Source organism: Lactobacillus sp. C449L (assembly GCF_059900815.1).
Genome location: NZ_JBWXGA010000001.1, coordinates 1 through 20523 on the forward strand (window position 1 = coordinate 1; position 20523 = coordinate 20523).

30 protein-coding genes are annotated in these 20523 nt (G+C 33.7%); 24 read left to right on the forward strand and 6 right to left on the reverse strand.

Going from position 1 to position 20523, the window contains the following annotated elements:
* A partial coding sequence (locus AC2JF9_RS00005) for a MucBP domain-containing protein (RefSeq protein ID WP_500724591.1) occupies positions 1-1145 on the forward strand: 1145 nt, incomplete at its 5' end.
* Positions 1146-1526: 381 nt separating this feature from the next.
* The gene (locus tag AC2JF9_RS00010; RefSeq protein ID WP_500724592.1) at positions 1527-3881 is read left to right on the forward strand and encodes a BspA family leucine-rich repeat surface protein; all 2355 of its coding nucleotides are present in this window, start codon (positions 1527-1529) and stop codon (positions 3879-3881) included.
* A gap of 238 nt (positions 3882-4119) precedes the next feature.
* On the opposite strand, the gene AC2JF9_RS00015 is transcribed toward AC2JF9_RS00010, so the two are convergent.
* From AC2JF9_RS00015 to AC2JF9_RS00035, 5 genes are all read right to left on the reverse strand, one after another.
* Positions 4120-5238, reverse strand: coding sequence for a tyrosine-type recombinase/integrase (locus AC2JF9_RS00015; RefSeq protein ID WP_500724593.1), 1119 nt, complete (start codon positions 5236-5238; stop codon positions 4120-4122).
* Positions 5239-5356: 118 nt separating this feature from the next.
* Positions 5357-5920, reverse strand: a complete 564-nt coding sequence (locus AC2JF9_RS00020; protein WP_500724594.1) for an SLAP domain-containing protein — start codon at positions 5918-5920, stop codon at positions 5357-5359.
* A 29-nt stretch (positions 5921-5949) separates the two neighbouring features.
* The gene (locus AC2JF9_RS00025; RefSeq protein ID WP_500724595.1) at positions 5950-6300 is read right to left on the reverse strand and encodes a hypothetical protein; all 351 of its coding nucleotides are present in this window, start codon (positions 6298-6300) and stop codon (positions 5950-5952) included.
* A 1-nt stretch (position 6301) separates the two neighbouring features.
* Entirely contained in the window at positions 6302-6820 is a 519-nt protein-coding gene (locus tag AC2JF9_RS00030; RefSeq protein ID WP_500724596.1) for a hypothetical protein, read from the reverse strand.
* Positions 6821-6862: 42 nt separating this feature from the next.
* A complete protein-coding gene (locus AC2JF9_RS00035) occupies positions 6863-7489 on the reverse strand; it encodes a helix-turn-helix domain-containing protein (protein ID WP_500724598.1) in 627 nt (208 codons plus the stop codon).
* A 151-nt stretch (positions 7490-7640) separates the two neighbouring features.
* Here AC2JF9_RS00035 and AC2JF9_RS00040 point away from each other — a divergent pair, with 151 nt between their 5' ends.
* On the forward strand, positions 7641-7868 hold the full coding sequence (locus tag AC2JF9_RS00040; protein WP_500724599.1) for a helix-turn-helix transcriptional regulator: 228 nt from the start codon (positions 7641-7643) through the stop codon (positions 7866-7868).
* Positions 7869-8001: 133 nt separating this feature from the next.
* Here the strand turns inward: AC2JF9_RS00040 and AC2JF9_RS00045 are convergent, their stop codons facing one another.
* Positions 8002-8184: a hypothetical protein gene (locus AC2JF9_RS00045; protein WP_500724600.1), complete on the reverse strand. Its 183-nt coding sequence runs from the start codon at positions 8182-8184 to the stop codon at positions 8002-8004.
* A 63-nt stretch (positions 8185-8247) separates the two neighbouring features.
* Between AC2JF9_RS00045 and AC2JF9_RS00050 the strand changes: the two genes are divergently transcribed.
* From AC2JF9_RS00050 to AC2JF9_RS00150, 21 genes are all read left to right on the forward strand, one after another.
* Complete coding sequence (locus tag AC2JF9_RS00050) at positions 8248-8493, forward strand: hypothetical protein (protein ID WP_500724602.1); 246 nt, start codon at positions 8248-8250, stop codon at positions 8491-8493.
* 16 nt (positions 8494-8509) lie between these two features.
* Positions 8510-8848: a DUF771 domain-containing protein gene (locus tag AC2JF9_RS00055; RefSeq protein WP_500724603.1), complete on the forward strand. Its 339-nt coding sequence runs from the start codon at positions 8510-8512 to the stop codon at positions 8846-8848.
* Positions 8849-9070: 222 nt separating this feature from the next.
* On the forward strand, positions 9071-9550 hold the full coding sequence (locus AC2JF9_RS00060) for a siphovirus Gp157 family protein (protein WP_500724604.1): 480 nt from the start codon (positions 9071-9073) through the stop codon (positions 9548-9550).
* Between the two features lie 10 nt (positions 9551-9560).
* On the forward strand, positions 9561-10034 hold the full coding sequence (locus tag AC2JF9_RS00065) for a helix-turn-helix transcriptional regulator (protein ID WP_500724605.1): 474 nt from the start codon (positions 9561-9563) through the stop codon (positions 10032-10034).
* Positions 10034-11419, forward strand: coding sequence for a DEAD/DEAH box helicase (locus AC2JF9_RS00070; RefSeq protein ID WP_500724606.1), 1386 nt, complete (start codon positions 10034-10036; stop codon positions 11417-11419). The genes AC2JF9_RS00065 and AC2JF9_RS00070 overlap by 1 nt, the downstream gene beginning before the upstream one ends.
* Positions 11416-12147: an AAA family ATPase gene (locus AC2JF9_RS00075; RefSeq protein ID WP_500724607.1), complete on the forward strand. Its 732-nt coding sequence runs from the start codon at positions 11416-11418 to the stop codon at positions 12145-12147. The genes AC2JF9_RS00070 and AC2JF9_RS00075 overlap by 4 nt, the downstream gene beginning before the upstream one ends.
* On the forward strand, positions 12144-12680 hold the full coding sequence (locus AC2JF9_RS00080) for a hypothetical protein (RefSeq protein ID WP_500724608.1): 537 nt from the start codon (positions 12144-12146) through the stop codon (positions 12678-12680). Before AC2JF9_RS00075 ends, AC2JF9_RS00080 begins: the two co-directional genes overlap by 4 nt.
* Complete coding sequence (locus tag AC2JF9_RS00085; RefSeq protein WP_500724609.1) at positions 12658-12879, forward strand: hypothetical protein; 222 nt, start codon at positions 12658-12660, stop codon at positions 12877-12879. Before AC2JF9_RS00080 ends, AC2JF9_RS00085 begins: the two co-directional genes overlap by 23 nt.
* A complete protein-coding gene (locus tag AC2JF9_RS00090; protein WP_500724610.1) occupies positions 12879-13448 on the forward strand; it encodes a single-stranded DNA-binding protein in 570 nt (189 codons plus the stop codon). Before AC2JF9_RS00085 ends, AC2JF9_RS00090 begins: the two co-directional genes overlap by 1 nt.
* Before the next feature lie 12 nt (positions 13449-13460).
* Positions 13461-13607 (forward strand): hypothetical protein, encoded by a 147-nt coding sequence (locus AC2JF9_RS00095; RefSeq protein ID WP_500724611.1) that lies wholly within the window; start codon positions 13461-13463, stop codon positions 13605-13607.
* 2 nt (positions 13608-13609) lie between these two features.
* Positions 13610-14401 carry a bifunctional DNA primase/polymerase gene (locus AC2JF9_RS00100; protein ID WP_500724612.1) on the forward strand — a complete coding sequence of 264 codons (792 nt, stop codon included), beginning with the start codon at positions 13610-13612 and terminating at the stop codon, positions 14399-14401.
* Positions 14398-15690 carry a VapE domain-containing protein gene (locus AC2JF9_RS00105; protein ID WP_500724613.1) on the forward strand — a complete coding sequence of 431 codons (1293 nt, stop codon included), beginning with the start codon at positions 14398-14400 and terminating at the stop codon, positions 15688-15690. Before AC2JF9_RS00100 ends, AC2JF9_RS00105 begins: the two co-directional genes overlap by 4 nt.
* A gap of 258 nt (positions 15691-15948) precedes the next feature.
* A complete protein-coding gene (locus tag AC2JF9_RS00110) occupies positions 15949-16200 on the forward strand; it encodes a hypothetical protein (protein ID WP_500724614.1) in 252 nt (83 codons plus the stop codon).
* Entirely contained in the window at positions 16190-16435 is a 246-nt protein-coding gene (locus AC2JF9_RS00115) for a hypothetical protein (RefSeq protein WP_500724615.1), read from the forward strand. The genes AC2JF9_RS00110 and AC2JF9_RS00115 overlap by 11 nt, the downstream gene beginning before the upstream one ends.
* A 54-nt stretch (positions 16436-16489) precedes the next feature.
* Positions 16490-16720, forward strand: a complete 231-nt coding sequence (locus tag AC2JF9_RS00120; protein WP_500724616.1) for a hypothetical protein — start codon at positions 16490-16492, stop codon at positions 16718-16720.
* A 151-nt stretch (positions 16721-16871) separates the two neighbouring features.
* Positions 16872-17018, forward strand: a complete 147-nt coding sequence (locus AC2JF9_RS00125; RefSeq protein ID WP_500724617.1) for a hypothetical protein — start codon at positions 16872-16874, stop codon at positions 17016-17018.
* A 2-nt stretch (positions 17019-17020) separates the two neighbouring features.
* Positions 17021-17272 carry a hypothetical protein gene (locus tag AC2JF9_RS00130; RefSeq protein ID WP_500724618.1) on the forward strand — a complete coding sequence of 84 codons (252 nt, stop codon included), beginning with the start codon at positions 17021-17023 and terminating at the stop codon, positions 17270-17272.
* Between the two features lies 1 nt (position 17273).
* Positions 17274-17615 carry a VRR-NUC domain-containing protein gene (locus AC2JF9_RS00135; protein WP_500724619.1) on the forward strand — a complete coding sequence of 114 codons (342 nt, stop codon included), beginning with the start codon at positions 17274-17276 and terminating at the stop codon, positions 17613-17615.
* Positions 17599-18093 (forward strand): hypothetical protein, encoded by a 495-nt coding sequence (locus AC2JF9_RS00140; RefSeq protein WP_500724620.1) that lies wholly within the window; start codon positions 17599-17601, stop codon positions 18091-18093. The genes AC2JF9_RS00135 and AC2JF9_RS00140 overlap by 17 nt, the downstream gene beginning before the upstream one ends.
* Positions 18094-18111: 18 nt before the next feature.
* Positions 18112-18612, forward strand: a complete 501-nt coding sequence (locus AC2JF9_RS00145) for an ArpU family phage packaging/lysis transcriptional regulator (protein ID WP_500724621.1) — start codon at positions 18112-18114, stop codon at positions 18610-18612.
* A 429-nt stretch (positions 18613-19041) separates the two neighbouring features.
* Positions 19042-20013, forward strand: a complete 972-nt coding sequence (locus AC2JF9_RS00150) for a hypothetical protein (RefSeq protein ID WP_500724623.1) — start codon at positions 19042-19044, stop codon at positions 20011-20013.
* Positions 20014-20523 lie beyond the last annotated feature (510 nt).

Here is a 20523-nt window from a genome sequence, read left to right on the forward strand (position 1 = left end):
ATCCGGTGATGTCTAAAGTAACAGTTCATTACCAAGATGAAAATGGTAATCAAATAGCAAGTGATGAAGTGCTAACAGGCAAGGTTGGCGATAACTATCAAAGTACGCAAAAGACCATTAATGGTTATACATTTAAAGAAGTAAAAGGTGGAGCTACTGGGACAATTGAGGAAACTGCAAAAGAAGTAACCTATGTTTACACCAAGGATCCGGTGTTGTCCAAAGTAACAGTTCATTACCAAGATGAAAATGGCAATCAAATAGCAAGTGATGAAGTGCTAACAGGCAAGGTTGGCGATAACTATCAAAGTACGCAAAAGACCATTAATGGTTACACATTTAAAGAAGTAAAAGGTGGAGCTACTGGGACAATTGAGGAAACTGCAAAAGAAGTAACCTATGTTTACACTAAGAACCCGGTGATGTCTAAAGTAACAGTTCATTACCAAGATGAAAATGGCAATCAAATAGCAAGTGATGAAGTGCTAACAGGCAAGGTTGGCGATAACTACCAAAGTACACAAAAGACCATTAATGGTTACACATTTAAAGAAGTAAAAGGTGGAGCTACTGGGACAATTGAGGAAATTGCAAAAGAAGTAACCTATGTTTACACTAAGAATCCGAGTAGTCCAGTCGTGCCAACCACGACTTCAAAAGTAACAGTTCATTATCAAGATGAAAATGGTAATCAAATAGCAAGTGATGAAGTGCTAACAGGCAAGGCTGGCGATAATTACCAAAGCGTGCAAAAGACCATTAGTGGTTACAGGTTTAAGGAAGTCAGAGGCAACGCCACTGGGTTCTTTACAGCTAATGAGCAGACGGTCACGTACATTTATACAAAAGATGATGAAACAGCAACTACAACATTACCAAATTATGTACCAAAACCCACTAAGCCAAATAAGAACAAATCAAATAATATGAATAAAGTAACTGGCACCAACAGCCAAACTGTTGCAGATAAGAACCAGCAAAAGGCAGTTAAGCCACTTGCAGGTGATCCTAATGAAGCAAAGCCAGATTCATTGCCACAAACAGGTGCAAGCAATGAAGACAAAGGCATCTTGTCCATTTTAGGCAGTATGATGTTACTAATTAGCTCTATTGGAGGAGCTTGGTTCAAGCGTAAGCAGAAATAATAATAATTAAAAACAAAAAGTCCTAATCTAAATGGTTAGGGCTTTTTAATATTTGCGATTTAGTACATGTGGTTTTCAAGCATATAAAGTGATAAAACAAGTACCAACTTATAAAAAATCAGTGTACATTATTACTTTGTTATACTACAATATCATATATGATACTTGAAGATTACTAATAGTAAAGTGTGTTTTTAACATTACAGGAAAGGAAAAAGAAGCTAATTGTATTGGTTATAAGCGTAAAGAGAGAATATTGACAAGTAGCGTTATTAGCGTTATTACTTCAACTGCAGTCCTTTTAGGTTTATATCTAATATTATAGTAACTTAGTACTACTACTGGCTAATAGAATTCATCTTAGAACTAGGAAAAATAAATATGAGAATGGAAAATAATGCGTGCAAAGAAAAAAAACTGACTAGCAGTATAATTACTTCGACGGCGGTACTTTTGGGACTGTATCTGAATAATGGGGCGGTAGTTAAAGCGGATAGCTTGCCAACTGGCCAAGACATAACCAAGTCTGTTAATAATTCTGGTACTACCACAATAAGCTCTGTTGGTTGTAATGAAAATAGTATTACTGAAAGTGATTCAACAAACGATTCTCAAACTAATGCAACTACTTCTACGAATGGAGAAAAAGTAAGTCAGCCAGTAAGTGAAACAAGCGATCTAACTAGATCAGTGAAGACATACAATTGGAATGGAATAAATGTAACATTTGATGATACCACAGGGATATTAACTATTCCAGGAGGAACAGAAACTGAACCAGTAAAACTAAATAACGACCTCCCAATATATAATGGCCTTATAGGACCTAGTGGAACATTTCGTGGTTTTGAATCAATTAAAGAAATCAAAATAACAGGCAAAATTAAGATTAAGTATTCGGCTAAGGAAATGTTCTCAAGATTGGTTAATTTAACATCAATTTCAGGGTTAGATCAATTAGATACTTCTGAAGTTCCTAACATGGCTAATATGTTTTACAACTGTAGAAAATTAACCAGTATAGATTTAAGTCATTTTGACACTAGCAATGTAACTAATATGTCGTATATGTTTACTTGGTGTGATAGTTTAACAAATTTGGACGTTACAAGCTTTGACACCACTAAAGTGACTGATATGTCGGGTATGTTTCTAGAGTGTCTTAGTTTAACAAATATAGACGTTACAGGCTTTAACACTAGTAAAGTGACTAGTATGTCGAGCATGTTTGATCAGTGTGTTAGTTTAACAAATTTAGATGTTACAGGGTTTGACACTAGCAATGTGACTAGAATGAGTAATTTGTTTTGTGGCTGCGGAGAGCTAACAAACTTAGATGTTACAAACTTCGACACTAGTAAAGTGATTTCAATGGATAAAATGTTTTATGGGTGTAAAAAGCTAACAAATTTAGATGTTACAAACTTTAACACTAGCAACGTGACTAACATGTCGAATATGTTTAGAGAGTGTTCGAGCTTAACGAATTTAGACGTCACAAATTTTGACACCGGTAAAGTAACTAATATGGCAATCATGTTTGGAAATTGCAGAAATTTGCCCGATATCAATGTCAGCAATTTTAATACAGCTAACGTAACTTCTATGCAGTCGATGTTCTTTGCATGTGAGAGCTTAACTAATCTGAATCTTAGCAATTTTAATACAGCTAACGTAACTATTATGCAGTCGATGTTCTTTGCATGTGAGAGCTTAACTAATCTGAATCTTAGCAGTTTTGATATGTCTAATGTAATCATTACAAAAGATATGTTAGGCGGGGTGATTAACCTAAGCGTACTAAATCTTGGTCCTAAATGTATGATTCAAAACGCAGGGCTAACTAATAGCTATACTATATCAGGAGTTACTGTAAAGCTCAATCCAAATAGCAAGTGGGTAAACGTAGCTGACGGGACAATTGATGAACCAAATGGTAATAAAGTTTGGACCCCTGCAGAGATGGAAAGGATCTACAATGGTCCTGCTGATCACGACACCTATGTTCGTTCATGCAAAGTTAGGGTGCATTATCAGGATGAAGCAGGCGATTCGCTTATCGGAGATAAAACTATTAGTGGGTTGTATGGAAAACATTATACAAGTTTAGTGCAAGCTAATATTCCGGGTTACACTTTTAAAGAAATACAAGGTAATACTACCGGGACATTTTCAGATTTGCCTGAAGAAGTTACGCTTATTTACAAGAAAAATCCAGTAACGCCAAGCAGGCCAGTAGTGCAAGCTAAAGTTGTAGTTCATTATCAGGATGAAAATGGCGATGAGATTGTCCCAGATGAAGTGCTAACTGGCAGGGTTGGCGATAATTACCAAAGCGTGCAAAAGACCATTAATGGTTACACGTTTAAGGAAGTCAGAGGCAACGCCACTGGCCGCTTTACCGCTAATGAGCAGACGGTCATATACATTTATACAAAAGATGATGAAACAGTAAATACAACATTACCAAATTATGTACCAAAACCCGCTAAGCCAAATAATAACAAATCAAATAATACGAATAAAATAACTGGCACCAACAGCCAAACTGCTAAAGATAAGAACCAGCAAAAGGCAGTTAAGCCACTTGCAGGTGATCCTAATGAAGCAAAGCCAGATTCATTGCCACAAACAGGTGCAAGCAATGAAGACAAAGGCATCTTGTCCATTTTTGGCAGTATGATGTTGTTAATTAGTTCTATTGGAGGAGCTTGGTTTAAACGCAAGCAGAAATAATAATAATTAAAAACAAAAAAAGTCCCAATCTAAATGGTTAGGGCTTTTTAGTTTAATGTTAGCCAACTTTAAAATTGTTTAAAATCAACAAACATCAAAATGTTGATATAACAGGATTCAATATTGATAAAAATCAATAAAAACCATAAAAAATGATCCGGGTGGTCTTTAAATAACTAGCAAAAATGCTTATGTATCAACACTTATAGGCAAACATGTTAGCCAAATGTTAGCCAACTTATGCTAAGTGTAATTTTTGTGGTTCATTCATTGAATCTAGGGCATTTGCGAGTATTTTTTGCTGTGTGGCTTTCATTTCATCAATCATGTATGAATATGTGTCCATCGTAATTCCTAAATTGGAATGTCCAAGACGTTTACTAATTTCATACCAGTCAACATGATGAGCTACTAAATATGCTACATGGCAGTGACGTAGACTGTGGAAGTGGAAACCTTTCTTAGATATATTAGCTTCTTTTAAACGGTATCTAAGAGCTTTATTTAATGCATTGTCAGAAGGTAATTCTCCGTCTGATTTTGCAAAGACAAATTCTTGATTATTAGTTTTTAGGTCTTCCAAAATATTTAGAAGTGACTTAGAAACGTAAATCACTCTCTTTGAACTTTCATTTTTAGGTGGTTTGATTTTTTTTGAAATGTAATCGTATGACTTACTAATTTTAATAGTTTGCTTTTTTTCGTCAATATCAGACCATTTAAGAGCCAAAATCTCTCCAGCCCTCATACCTGTCTCTATTGCAGTTAAAATCGCATACGGGCTAGTATATTTATGATTTAATCCGCTTTTTGTAATTGTAAGTAAAGATTGAATTTCTTTAATAGATAGATACTCTATATGTCGTGTTTTAGTTTCATCCCAAACTTCGTTAATGCGATTAGTAAAATTCTGCGGTATAATACCTTCTTCATGTGCATCTGAAACGCATGATTTTAAAATACCGTTTAACTTTTTAATGGTTACTTTAGAATGGTTTTCGCCATACTTATTAATAAAATTCTGATATACAGAACGATTAATATCATTGATTCTAGTAGTGCCAAAATATTTTTTAACCACATTGCTAATGTAGGAATATCTTCTTTTAGTACCATCTGTTTTTCCTGGAATGCGATAAGTCATTGCCCACTTCCAGAAGTAGTCTGCAAAAATAGGATTTTCATTTGTAATACTATTTTTGTTCTTTGATACAATTTGCTCATTTTCCCATTTTTTAGCTTGTGATTTTGTTCTGAATCCACCTTTGGTTTTATATTTTTTCTTTTTCCCTGATGGGTCAGAAATATACCACGAGATTTGTACTGTCCAACTACTACCACGTTTATAGATTGCCATCTTTAAATTCTCCTAGTTTATGCTAAAATAGGGTAGACAAAAGGCTTTTGCCTTTGTCTGCTTTACTAATCCCTTAAGAACCTGATGCCAAACGGTGTTCTTAAGGGATTTTTTGTTTTTATTTTAGTAGATTATCACTAACTGGTTTTCCGGTTATAGCTTCTAAATAAACATAATACTCATTTTTAATTTTAGATTCGAAATCTTCCAAACCACCTAATATTTCACCAGTTGATGTGTTAAGCACCTGCTTTTCGTTTGCAATTTCTTTTATAGCTTCTATACGATCTTCGCCTTGCAACTCATAAGCTTTTTTAGTTTGTTCATAGATATTACCGCTGGTATCAACCAAATGTTTTGATTGCCAGTTAGGTGTAATTGGTTTGTCATAATCTGGTTCAGGAACATTAAGATCGTACTTTCTTACTTTTGAAGCCCTAACATATTTATTTTTACCAACTCGATAATACTGCTTTCCTTTGATTTGTTTGGTTCCAAGTAAGTCAAACCACCAGCCTTTGTAGTATATTTTGCCAACTCTTTTACCCTTTGAATTATAAGTATAAGTATCTTTTTTTGTTATAAGTTGAATTGGCGCTGGGACTGCATTAACCACTGTTAAGTTACTTCCTAATAATGCAATAGACGCTAAACTAGCTGCTATTATTTTTTTATATTTCATTTTTAAATCTCCTATATAGATTTTTAAAGTCATTTCAACAATAAATTAGTTAAAAGCGTTGTTATTATCCCAATTAAAATGCCACCAACTAGCCAATCAAGTAGTTTATCAATTTTTTTATTATTATTTTGAAGTTGGCTAGTTAGATTATCTAGCTTGGCTTCTAATTTGATTACATGTTTATCCTGTTCATGAAATTTATTATCTATTTCGCGAAGAATTTTTTCATTACTAAGTTTTAGTTCGTTGTGAGTTACAAATTTATCACTCATTTCTTTCCCTCCGGATTCATCATTTTTTATTGAAATATTTGAATCACTAATTTTACTTTCTTTTGCACCATCCAGTTTCAAAAGGCTATCATTTTTAGAATTTCCCATTTTATTGCCTCTTTACATTTAAATTAGTCTCAAAAATTGAAATATTATCTAATAGGTAATCAGCAACTGGTTTTCCATTTTTTTCATCTTCTACATTATCATCGGTTAAAAAAGCATAAGAAAGATTTAAAGTTAATTCAGAACCATATGAAAAACGTTGATAGTTTATTCTACCCTGTAGATTTTCAAACTTCGCAAGACCAAATGATTCTAAAGTTACTTTATAAGAAAAAAGAAATTCACTAGTTGACTTTAAATTTTCTTTGTACAAATTAATGTAATATTGTTTTTCATATACAAGTTCACCTGGGTTACGATTATTCGAGGTAAAAGTTAGGAAAAAACGAGTTATAGGAAATTGTTTTGCTTCTTCAGAAAATGACGAATTAACACTAACTGATATTTTAAATAGAATATCTTTTGCGTCGTTTTTTGAGAAATCAATTTGATAAATTTGTTTTTCATTGTCAAACATATTAAAAGATGTTAGTGAGACCTTTTCTTTAGCATTTTTATTCATTTTTATTATTACCTCCTAGAAAACCAATAGGCTATATTGACACTAATAAACCCTTCTTGATTCAATTACTTTTCCAAGAATCTTACCGGGATTTTTTTTATTTAAAATAATTGGACTAAATTCATTAGTATTGTCAGGCATTAATAACACTTCATTGTTAATATGCTTAATCCGTTTTAATGTAGCTTCTTCATTATCGTCTACGAGTACTGCGGCAATTTCGCCGTCTTCTACTGAAGACTGTTGCTTAACAAAAACAATATCTCCATCGCTTAAAGTTGGCCACATCGAGTTCCCTTTACACTTTAATGCGAAAACTATATCGCTTTTATACTTATCGCCAAAAAAAATAGGGACGTATCCGTCAATATTCTCTTCTGCAAGTATGGGAGTACCACAAGCTATCGTTCCAATCAAAGGAACTTGACGAAAATTACTTTTGTTAAGTTCGACAGAATTATCCGGTAAAGGGAAAAAATAACTAATATTTATATTAAAGGCTTCGGAAATTTGAAATAAGATGTCTTGATTTGCTTTTCTACTGCCCGATTCGTATCTAGCTAAATTAACTCTTGAAGTGCCAATTTTTTCAGCAAAAGCTTGTTGATCCATACCACGTGATTCTCGAAGTTTTTTAATTTGCGAACCGACATACTTAGATAAATCCATATTTTTAAACCTCACATTTCTAATGCATATTATAGTATATAATTATCCTAAATGGAACATTTTTTAAAAAAAGCGGAAATTTTAGTTGTATTTGTTCCAAAAAGGATATATACTTTAAGTGTTCCAAAACGGAACAAAAAGGAGAGAGAAAATGCAATTACTTTTATATGATTTAAGAAAAGAGCAAAGAAAGCTAACGCAAAAAGATATGGCTGATTATTTAGGTATTAGTACCAAAGCCTACAGAGATAAAGAAAAAGGTAAACAAGAATTTACTCAAGATGAAATGTTCAAATTATCCAAGTTATTTAATAAACCAATGGATAAAATTTTTTTACCTAGAGAGTTCCAATATGGAACAAACGATATAGTTACTTAAGAAAGGAAAAACACAATGGAATTAATTATTAAAGGTTTGCCAGAAGAAATAAAAAGTGTGCTTCAAACTGAGGACAAGAAGCACACTAAAGATATTTATGTTTCACCAACAGACGGATCACTTTGCAAAAGAATTATTGGTTCTGATCAAAAGATCCACGACGTGCCTCTGAACTCAACTGATGGTAATAAGTTTTAACAAGTTCGGTTTGCTTAGCTGGGTTAACAGTAGACGCAGAGCGTTGCATAGCAATAGCATTAGCAATTGCCTGACTAGCAGCTAGTTGAACGGCATCATGCAATAGGTCTTTATCCATAATTAATCACCTCCTTGGTCGAGATAACTTAATTATAGGATAAAAACCGGAAAGGAAAACACAATGGATAAAGATTGGTTAATCGATCGGATTAACGAAGAAGCAGAACATTCTTTCGAGAAAGACTTCGAAGATCTATCCACCAGTGATAGTGGAGCAAATCAATTGTTTTCAAAAGTTAAACAGACAGAAGAATGGTCAGCTTTCAAATCAAAGATGGTTGAACTTTACAAGAAAGAGATTGAACGAAATCTATTTCATAAGTTGGAAGGATTGGAAGAGCTGGTTAAGGAATCTGGAAACATTTAAAGGAGGTGAGTAACAAATGAACGATGTCATTGAACTGCCAATTCCTATCAATACTTTAACTAAAGCTGTTGATGAAATTATGGAAGAAAGAGGATATGTTCCAAATAAGATGGTTGAAGGAAAAACAATCAAAATGAAAGAATTTGCTCAAAAGTATTGCGGTGGTAAAGCAATGCCATGGATAAGATTATTCATTTTTGATGAATTTCCCGAAGTTGATTTTAAAAACGGCGGTTGGGTAGTTAATCCAAGAAAAAATGAAGATGGAAACAAAACATTTATTTTTGAAAAACCAGCTGCGAAATGGATGGAAGAACACAGAGGTGAAATAGATTGGAACGCAAAATTACCTTAACTGAAAGGATATTACTGAAATGGCAGCATTTATTAGACACATACACAGACATACATCTGACCACCAAGAAGTCATTAATAATCTCATTACTAGTAGTAATTGTTGGGCTAGTAGGAGCGATTTATGTTTTAGACTTACCCGAAATTCTACCAGGAACATAAAAAAGCCCGTCTGCAAACGGACCTTTTAGAAAATTATTTAACTAAGGAGATTATAACACAAATGAAATTATTTGAAATAAACGATGCAATCAAACAGATAGTAGATAGAGATGATATTGATCCAGAAATGTTAAAAGGCACGCTAGATTCTCTTGCATTAACTAGGGATGCAAAGCTAGATGGTTTGGCAGGATTAATTGAACGAGACACAGCAGATATTGATTTTCTTACAAATAAGATAAAGAAATTAACTGAACAGAAACGGCATTTCGAAAATCAGAAAAATAGTCTTCTTAATTACATGACTTCTGTAATTGATGATGCAGGTCTGAAACAAGTTAAAACCGAGCATTTCATTTTAAAGCCACGTAGTTATCGACAAAAAACAATTGTTTCCGATGAAAGTAAATTGCCTGAAGAATATCGAGTAATTAAAGAAACTGCTTCAATTGATAAACGTAAACTTTATGATGATTTGATTGACGGCAAGAATATTCCGGGTGCGCACCTAGAGCCTAATCGCAAAACTGTTATTAATTGAGGTGGTCAGTATGAATAGATTAAAAGAGCTGCGAATTAAGAATGAGCTTAGTCAAGTGGAACTTGCTGAAAAAGTAGGAGTTAAAGGCAATACAATTTGCCAATACGAAAAAGGTAAAAGAAATCCAAATAACGAAATATGGCAGAAATTAGCTGATTATTTCGATGTATCAGTCCCGTACATCCGTGGCGAGATTGATACAGAACTAATAGCTAAGATTGCCAAGATGGCATTCTACCTATTAGAACCGGCAGCTTATTTAAAAGTAGGTGAAGAGTATTTACCTGAAAAAGGCAAGAAAGGTGCTATAGGCATTCTGTTAATCGCTTTAATAAACCAACTTGGCTTAAATACGGAAGATATTATTAAAGAACTTTGTTTCAAAATGGAAGGTTCTGATTTTGCAAGTATGATCAATAGCGATAGTGTCGAAGGATTAACTGAAGCAGGTTTAAAGCTAGCAAATTCATATGACCAAATCTAATGTACGAATTAAGACCATATCAGAACGATTTAATTAAGCGAATTACTAATTCAATGCAGACAGGTCACCATCACATAATTGTACAGTCACCACCACGCACTGGTAAGACGGTGGTTATGGCAGAGATTGCCAGACGAACCACAGCTAAGAACAACCGAGTAATGTTTATCATTCACCGCAAAGAAGTATTAGACCAAGCGAAAGCGACATTCAAAAATCAAGGTGTTAATCCTAAATTAGCAACAATGGGTTTAGTTCAAACACTTTGCAGGCGAGTGGATAAATTACCTGAACCACAATTAATATTAATTGATGAAGGTCACCACGCTTTAGCCGCGAGTTATCAGAAAATACTAAATAAGTTTAAAAATGCTTATGTATTATTTTTTACCGCAACACCAAGGCGAACAGGTCAAAGGCAGTTAGATGAAGTTGCTGACGATATCATTATCGGTCAATCTATCCATGAGTTAACGGATAAAGGTTTTCTAGCACCGTTCAGATATTTTCAACCACCTAATGATTTTGATGCAAAATTATTAAAGCGAAATTCAACAGGCGACTATTCTAACAGGTCAATGGATGAAGCAATGTCGTCCAAGATATACGGACACATCGTTAAACAATACAAGCGTATCGCTAATGGAATGCAAGCTGTGGTTTACACCTATTCAATTGATTCGGCCAAACGAGTAGCTAAAGAATTCAATGATGAAGGAATCACTGCAAAAGAAGTTGATGGTAATACACCAATAGTTGAAAGGGATGCAGTAGTAAGAGATTTCAAAAGCCAAAAGCTAAAGATACTGATTAACGTCAATTTATTTACTGAAGGTGTTGATTTACCAAATGTTGATTGTGTAATTATGGCTAGACCAACCACATCACTAGCATTGTACTTACAGTTTTCGATGAGATGTTTGAATCCAAGACCAAACAAGACAGCAATAATTATTGACCATGCGAATAATGTTCAAAAATTCGGTTATCCAGATGATGATCGAGATTGGAAACAAGCAGTTATTAGTGGAACTAAATCAGTACCTAAGACTAGTGACGAGCCGACAATGTCAATCATCACATGTGATTACTGCTTCGCAGTGGTTAAGACTAGCGAAGTTAAAGATGGTAAATGCCCGTTATGCGGTAATGAAATTAAAATCAAGCAAGAAAAAGAAGTTGCAGATGTTGATTTAGTAGAAGCAAAAAATCGTAAAAAATTAATATCAAAAATTATACATAGCGACTTACTTAAAAAAGTCGCTAACAAGAAAGTAAGTGAGCTTAAATCACCAGCCGAATTCAGCGCTTATGCTGAATTACACGGTTTTAAAAGTGGATGGGTTTACATTCAAATGAAAATGAGAGGAATGATTAAGAAATGATTACTTTACCAAAACCAAAAAAATTAGAACCAAAGGCACAACCACATAACTTTTTTATCTGGGGTGCGCCAATGAGTGGTAAGAGCTACTTCGCTAGTTTTTTCCCAAATCCAATAATTCTAAACACTGACGGAAACAGCGAACAAGGAACTGCACCAGCTTTTCAAATTAGAAACTTAAGAGACAAGAATGGCAATCCTACACAATTGGTTACTGACCAACTGGACGAAATTATCCTTGCTCTGCAAACCGAAAATGCGCAACGCAAGCCAGAAGAACAATTTAAAACAATTGTAGTTGATGTAATAGACGATATCATCGTAATGCTTGAACAGGCAATTTGCTGGGAAAACGGTGTGAAGTCACTTGGGGATATAGCTTATGGCAAAGGTTATGCACTATTCAACACAGCACTTCAGCAATTGGTTATGGACTTAAAAGCATTGCCAATGAACATTATATATATCAGTCGTGAGTTATCAATTACCGATGATAATACTGGCGTAACAACTTATAGTCCATCACTTAAAACTAAATACTTCAACGTAGTTAATGGAAACTGCGATGTTGAAATTCGAACTAAGAAGGTTGGCGATGGCGTGAATGCGACATATTACCGTGAAGTTAAGAGCTTAAGAACACAATATGATCCCAAGAATATTGAAGACCCCAGAATTTCGAAATTACTGGGAACATGCGACGGTATTTTTAAAGAGGCGAAAAAGTGAGTAAAGCACTATGGAAAATCAATGAAGATGGTAGACCATCTTTTGTTGATCATGTGTCGCCTAGTTATCAATTAAAGAAAAAAGAGTTTTATGGTACTTCTCCAAAAGGTAGTTGGAAAGATATCAAAAACAAGGGTGATGAACCTGACTTTTATAAGTTCAAGTATAAAGGATACACATGTTTAATTAAAAGAATGTTATTGTTCTCACTACATTTATGTGGATACGTAATACTTGATAAGGACAACAAGTTATATGGCAAAAACTACGAAGAAGAAGTAGTTGAGAATCTTGAGGTTCATGGAGGAATTACATTTACAGAACCCATTAAAGAAGAAAAGTGGATGATTGGCTTTGATTGCGCACATTATGATGATGTTTGCCCAGAAACTGTTGCTTTATGGGGGTCAGATAATGGCACATATAAAGACATGTGGTTCGTTAAAAGCGAACTAATAAAGCTTGTTGATCAAATAGACCATTTAGATGCCAAAAAGGATGGGCACAGCAATGAGTGTAACAGCAAAAAATAAGATTAACCAGAAATGGCTGGTTGATATATATAAAACAACGAACAATAAAACCAAACCAAAATTTACTGACGACCAAGTAAAAGCAATTTGGTTTTCAGATTTAGATACAGCAATTAAGACAGTAAACAGCTTGAGTGACTATAACTTAAGCGAATGGGCATTTTATAGAGATCAAGAATTAATAAAGGAGAACAAATAATGAGTTTAAGAGATGCAGTTAATGAATTAAAGAAGAATGGTTTCGACCCAAAAGAAGGTAAAGAATTTAATGCTTACGCAAAAATTCCTGATGGTACATATACTATGACACTTGATGGCGCATCACATAGTGTTAAAGATGACCGCGATTTTCTTGCATTAGGCTTTACAGTCGTAACTGGAGATTTAGAAGGAAGAAAAGAATCTATTTTCCCATCATTAGCACAGACTAAATCTAATGGAGAGCCAATGCCAGCTTCAGTAATTGCTCGAAATATTTCAATGATCCAAGTCATCGGCGAAATGTTAGACAATCCAATTCCAGATAACTGTTTTGATTTTGATAATGAATCAGATGCTTATGAAGCATTAGCTAAAGCCTTTCAACCAGCACTTGGCAAAGTATTAGAAATAACTATTACTTCAGCACCTAATAAAAAGAATCCGCAATTCCCATTTAGAAATTACGAATTTGCAAAACATGAACAACCGAAGATAGCTGAAGCAGTAGACCCTTTTAAAAACACAGGTGACACGGTAGAAGTTGATGATAGCGATATTCCATTTTAGGAGGTAATTAAAATGAATCAAATTTTGGAATCAACTTATTTAGAAAACAGAAATTACTGGGAAGCTGTTGCTTGGGATGAAGGTGGATTAGAAATCTGCAGTGATTACAATGGACAACCTATTTATACCATTGGTACAGGTCATGATGTCTGGTACTAACTATGACACTAGAAAATCTAGTCAATTACGCAATTAACTATGCAGCACATGGATTTTCTGTAATACCAATCGGAGCAACAAAACGACCGTTAATTAAGTTTGCTAATCAACCACCACTTACTGAAGATGAAATCAAGGAAGTATGGCAGCATTATCCGTTAGCTAACATTGCTTTAAAAACTGATAAGTTTTTCGTGATTGATGTTGACCGTCACGGTGATGTTGATGGTATGGAAGCAATCAGACAATTAAATCATGATGAGTGGTTTAAAGGTACTTTAACTGAACAGACAGCGCATGATGGTTATCATTTCTTTTTTCAAAAGCCTAAGAATGAAACCATTGCACAAAATATCGGTTTCTTACCTGGTGTAGACCTTAAAGCACACGACAATAATTATGTGGTAGTTGCACCAAGTCAGATTAATGGCAAACATTACCGATGGCTCAATCATGATATTATCCGTCCAGCACCAGATGGCTTGCTGGCGTTAATCAAAGAAAAAGCCAAACCAGAAAAGCGTTCAATTCTTAGCTATAAGGCTAATGTCAAGACCCAAACCACTAATTTATTTGAAAAAATTGCAAATGGTCTTGGCGATGATGGTCAAAGGAATAAAACTTTAGCTAGTTTTGTAGGTGGATTGTTGTATCGCGGAGTTGATCCAGATGTAGTAGCTAAATTGGCGATAATTGCAAACACAAATACAACAGATAGTTTACCGCTCAACGAAGTTGAACGGACAGTAAATTCTATGATTGAAAAAGAAATAGCAAGAAGGGGGATTGAATGAGTGACGTTATTGGTATTAACGAAAAAAACGCTGATAAATTGCGTGACAACACAATTGATCTTGAACGTCAGATTAATGGCGCAATCAAGACGACTAGCGTTAAAAATGTAGTTTTAATTCTGCTCAAAGATCCTAACTTGAACGGACTATTTCGACTAAATGAATTTACGACTGAAATCGATGTAGTTAAGACAGTAGAAATAAAACTGCCAGATATTGGTAAAACAGTAATTCAAAAAGGTCCATATACTGATCAAGCTACTAATTCGATTGAATTATATATCGAATCGCAATCAAGTTATGGGAATACCAATTTTAAGAATGTGATCATTGAGCAAGCAGTCGACAATGTTGCTTACATGAATTCTTACAATCCATTAATTGACTACATGAATGAAGCATTCAAGAAATGGGATAAAAAACGCAGATTAGATAATTTCTTTGTGGAATATCTTGGTGCTGACAAGAATGAAACAAACACATTAATTACGCGTGTATTCTTCATGGGTGCCGTAGCAAAAGTTTATAACGCCGATACTAAATTCGATTACGTACTTGATTTAGTAGGTGGTCAGGGTGTTGGTAAGACATCAATCTTAAAAAATGTTGCACCTTTAGGACTTTACACAGACCAATTCAACACATTCACGAAAAAAGACGATTTCGAAGTTATGAAAAATGCCTTGATTGTGAATGATGATGAAATGACTGCCAGTAATGATGCTAGCTTTGAAGAAATCAAGAAATTCATTACCATGCAAGACTTTGAATACCGTAAGCCGTATGGTCATAAGCCAGTTCACTTCAAGAAAAAATTCGTTATCACACGAACGACTAATGAAGTACGGCATCTGAAAGACCGTTCAGGCGATCGGCGTTTTCTATCAATTTACGCTCATCCTGAAAAGCAAACAAAAAGCCCAATAACCGATTTAGCACCAGAGGTGGTGCAGCAGTTGTGGGGCGAGGCAGTGTGGCTTTATAAGAATGCTAAAGATCCATTCAGATTTACTCCTAAGCAAGAAGCATTGCTAAAAGCAAACCGTGAAGAATTCAGATATACATCTGGCTTGGAAGATAACTTAATGGACGTTTTAGAAAATAAATTTAAAGACCAAGATTTCATTTCAAACAGGGATTTATCTTTTGCACTATTTCAGGACTACAACACGTTGTCAAAAAATAGCAAACAAACACGAGATATCCGTTATTACATGGAGCATTTAGGTTTTAACACAAGTGGACGTAAGAAAATTGCTGGAAATGTGATTCGCGGATTTCAAAAGTGAACAGTAGGTGAACGCTAAGTGAACGGTTACTGTTCACCGCTTAAATCGTTGGTAGAGTAAGAAAAAAGTGTATAGGTGAACACTAAGACAGTATATTTTATATAAACTTTTTATTTATATTTATAGGCTTTAATAAAAGTTTTTTACAAATTTACTGTTCACCGATGAATTTTCATAATGCAAGTGTATGAGAGAGTATGAGTGAAATGGGTGACAGTTACTGTTCACCGATGTGTTCACTTTATGAGGTTAAAAACAATGAAAATTAAAAACGATATGGAGTTCTTTGATGGAAGAACAAATAAAGGACAGCCAAGACCGGAAGAAGAAATTTCTTTTTGCATAAAAAACATAATACAGCTTAGTTTGAATTTACAAACCGATGAAGAGCATAGATATTCGGTATTAGTTGATGTATCAATTTATGAACCAGATGAAACAATTTTTATTAGCAAAGAAACATACGATTATTTACAAAATAAATTAGGAGCAAATGACGATGAAAATTAGAAACAAAAAAACAATTACAGTTAAAGATCTTGAAGATGGAAAAATTTGTTCTTTTGACGATACCGAATTAGAGTATTTTGGTCAAAGAATAAATGTACAAAAAGCTTCGGTTGAATATTTTATCAATGTTGAAGACTATGACACTTTAATTGTTTCAGAAGCAGATTATGAAGCTATGCAAAAATACATGGAAGAAGAACGTGATGTCGTTTGGGGCGATGATGATGAACGATAAAGAATTTAAAGAAAGGCTAAAAACTGCAGCTGCAAAGCTAGTTGAGGCGGATTAATGAGTGTAACAGTCAAAAGAGGCAAATGGCTAGTTGAAATTTTAGAAAATTCAAATCATAAATTAGTGCCTCAATTCACAGACAATAAAGAAGCTGCATTTGAGTTTAATGATTTAAATTCAGCAATTGAAAAAATTAAAAAATTAGCTGATTACAGTTTTGATGAATGGGCATTTTATGAAGATGGAAAGCTAATAGAGGAAAAACTAAATGGAAGAAGAAACGGTTAATTGCGCATATTGCGGAAAAAGATTGATGGGCGACGATACAGTCTATTTTTTAGACCTGGAATCTAGCTTACCTTATTGTTCGCCTGAGTGTTTAAAGGACAATTTAGATATTGACAGAGTTTTAGCTAAATATTGGAATGAGGATTAACAAATGGCAAAAGCAGTGTGGAAGATTAATGAAAACGGAAAACGAGCCTATGTAGGACATGTTCCTGACGGATATAAGTTACAGAATGGCGAATATTTCGGAATACCGCCAGAAGATAACGATTGGGTTGATGTGATTAGGAATGATTAAAGATGAAAGTTAAAGTTAAAAAGACAAAAGCTAAATCAGGGGACATAGTAGTTTTAAAAAACTATTTTGCTAATAAAGAAGAGTATTACTTAATAATTCGCAATAATAATTTTTATTCTTTAGTAAATATAGAAAATGGTGAAGTCTTTATTGACGATTGTTCAAACACGACGGTCATTGATGACTTTATTCATGATGCAGACGGGAAACTCTATTCCGGAAATAAAGCCAAATTGATTCTGGGTGTTAAATAAAATGCCTAGCGAACACGAAATTCAAAAAGACATTATGACTAAATTATCGATGCACAAATGTACTGTGTTCAGAACTAATGTGGGCAAGGTTATTACTGCTGACGGAAGGTGGTTTAATACTGGATTACCTGAAGGTCATCCAGACCTATATGGCTTCAGATGGGTTGATGATCAAGTGTTTTATATTGAAGTTAAATCGGCAACCGGGAAACCTAGACCTGAACAGATTGTTTTTCATAACTTTTTAGCCAGTCATAACGTAATACACGGCATAGCAAGATGTGCAAAAGATGCATTAATGATAGTAGATGGGGGGTTAGTAGGATATGGATATCCCGTATGATTTAATTCATGAGTTAGAAATTCAATATGGATCAATTAGTTTGGTGCCTGAGAGTAATTCCACTTTAAAAGAAATCAGAAAGATATTACACGCAAAGCATAAAGAAGTTAAATATGATTTCAGTGAGTACAAAAAAGAACAGATTATTTCTTACATTGAAGATGGATACAACATCACAGAAACAGCATATTTAGCTAGAGTTTCTGGACGCAGAGTTAGAAATACAATTGAGCAGAACAATTTAATTGTAAAACCAAGATTTAAATATGTTGCAATAAAAGACGGGGTTGGCATTTTCAGTTCTGGTACTGAGCAATACAGATTTCTTTGCAGAAGATCATGCAATACCTTCTCTTATGCGAAAAGATATTTACACGAAAAAGGTTATCAGCTAGAAAAAGCTGAAAGTTATTATCACTGGTGTGATATTAAACCGAATGAACAATACATTATTAATTACGAAATATATACTAAATAAAAAGAAAGGATTGAGCGCGTGGAAAATGGTGATTTAGGCTTAGACATTAATCAAAAAGCGACAGCTAAAAAAGTGCGTGAATTTTTCAAATACACATTTCCCAACTATTTAATTAAAGCTGGTTATCATCGTACTGACTTAAGCAGTCCGCAGCTCGATCCCACAGGTGTGGCTGTGCATGGAATTAACAGTTCTGAAAATAAAATGATGTTAATCATTAATATGCAGGAAAGATGCAGAGCAGTTTATCAAGCGATAGATCATTGCGCTGATAATTCAAAGCAGCCGTTTAGAACAATTTTAAAAGCACTATACATAGATGAACTTGACGATTGGAAAGTAGCCCAAAAAGTCCAATACAGCGATTCAAGGTATAGTGATTTAAAACGTTACGCTTTATGTCAATTTGCAGACACAATTCAGACATGGGCTACACTCTATGATGTATATATTCCTAATCTACTGGTTTTTGAAAATCGGGTGAGAATCGGGTCAAAATCGGATGATGGTCGGGTTTGATAGGTGTTATATTGGTATCATCAAGAAATAATAATTCTTGATAGCTATTAACTCCTTATGTAATGTACGTAAACACTAATATCTGGTACTGGGTTCAACTCCCAGTGCCAGAATAGATATGCCTTAAGTGGCGTATCAGAACGTGGATTGTGTTAATGTCAATGTTGTATATAGATTCAAAATAGCAATATATCAATACGGCAGTCAAGTTATATTATTTGGTGGACTAAACCTATTGGTATCAGGTTCAATTCCTGACACGTTTTTATATTCATCTCAAAGGAACTAGCTTAAATGGCTAGTTTTTTGTATTATTGTGTTTGAGGTGAATGTAAATGAACTATCTAACTTTAGATATTATCGTAATGTGCTTTTTAACTTTATATTACTATTATGTCAAAGAACACTATTTAAACTTAGGAATTGAAAATGAACAATAATAAACCTAAACAGAATAGCAAGTGTGTAGATAATAAGAAAAAGAAAACTATACGATTTCTCAAGAAGCTCGTGACGTATCTTATAATTATCATTATTTCTTTAATATGTGGAGCTTGGCTAGTAGTTAACTTTCCAAATATAAGACTTCTTATAGAAAATATGTCTAATTCAATTATTTTAGTTATTATTTTTATTATAATTATCTACTTAACTATTAAGCTTTCTGGACTATCTATAAAAACCTTTAAAAGTTTTAATAAAAAATATAAAGCAACAGCTAGACTAATTCTTTCTTTAAATTTTTTGGTTTTGCTAATAATACCATTTATTTTTTATTCAGTACCTGTACTTTTTGAATTAGGTTCTGGTATTAGCCTTTCCGATTATTTCAATTACTTTGGTGTGATTTTAACTGCTGAGTTTGCTTTTTTAAGTATACACTACCAGTTATCAATTTCTAGAAAAGATGAAAAAGAAAGGTTCATTAGACAACAAGTTATAAATGGAATGGACACAATTAAGGGAAATTATAAATCTATAAATGACAGTTTGAAAGATGCGCGAGATGAATGGAATCAAAATGTTAACGCTCTTGAATACTCGAGTTTGAATTTTGAAAAAATGCGTTCTTTCCTTATAGAAATTTCAAACTATAATTTTACATGTCAACAGGAAATTTATTTATTTAGAGCCTGTGGTTTTAAAAATATATCTGATAAAATTGAAAAATTGAATGTAGAAGTCGAAAATAATGTACGCATGGAAAACAATATAATTACTGAAATAAGCGAAAAAAAAGAGGAAATTAAAGAAGATTTTAAACATAGAGTAGGTAAAATGAATGATTACTTAATAAAAATACAGGGATCAATTGAAAGTCTAAATAAAGAAATAAGTATAGAAGTACTTGATTTAAAAGTGAATGACAAAAAATTAAAGCCAAGATTAGAGCGTGCTTGATATTTTTTATGAATGAATATAAATGATGAAACAGATATAGAACAACAAATGGCAGTATTAGATGCATTTGCATTTGACTAAACAAAGACGCATAAATGTCGATAAAACAGACGTAGATGTGTCTTTTTGTTTGCTCTAATTTTATAAGGTGCTGATTGCTTTCCTTCAAAGATTTATATTGATATTCGAAAGGAAGTTGAAACAATGTTTAATAATATTTGGAATGCATTGAGTAGTAATGTGTGGCCATTCACGGTTGCAATACTGAATCTGTGGGCAATATTCAAAGTGGGTGGTTTCATTGTATCGGTAGTGATTGAATCGATTGTTAAAGCATACGAAGAGATGCATCCCTGACGGGAAAGCTCTTTGCGCTGGCTGCAAAAGAAAAGGTAATCACCTCTCCTTAGCTTAATCCAATGAATTGGATTGCTTCATCCGAGGGTGATTACCTTGACAGATATAATTCTTACACTAATTATATTACTACTAATTGTTGTTGCTATCAAG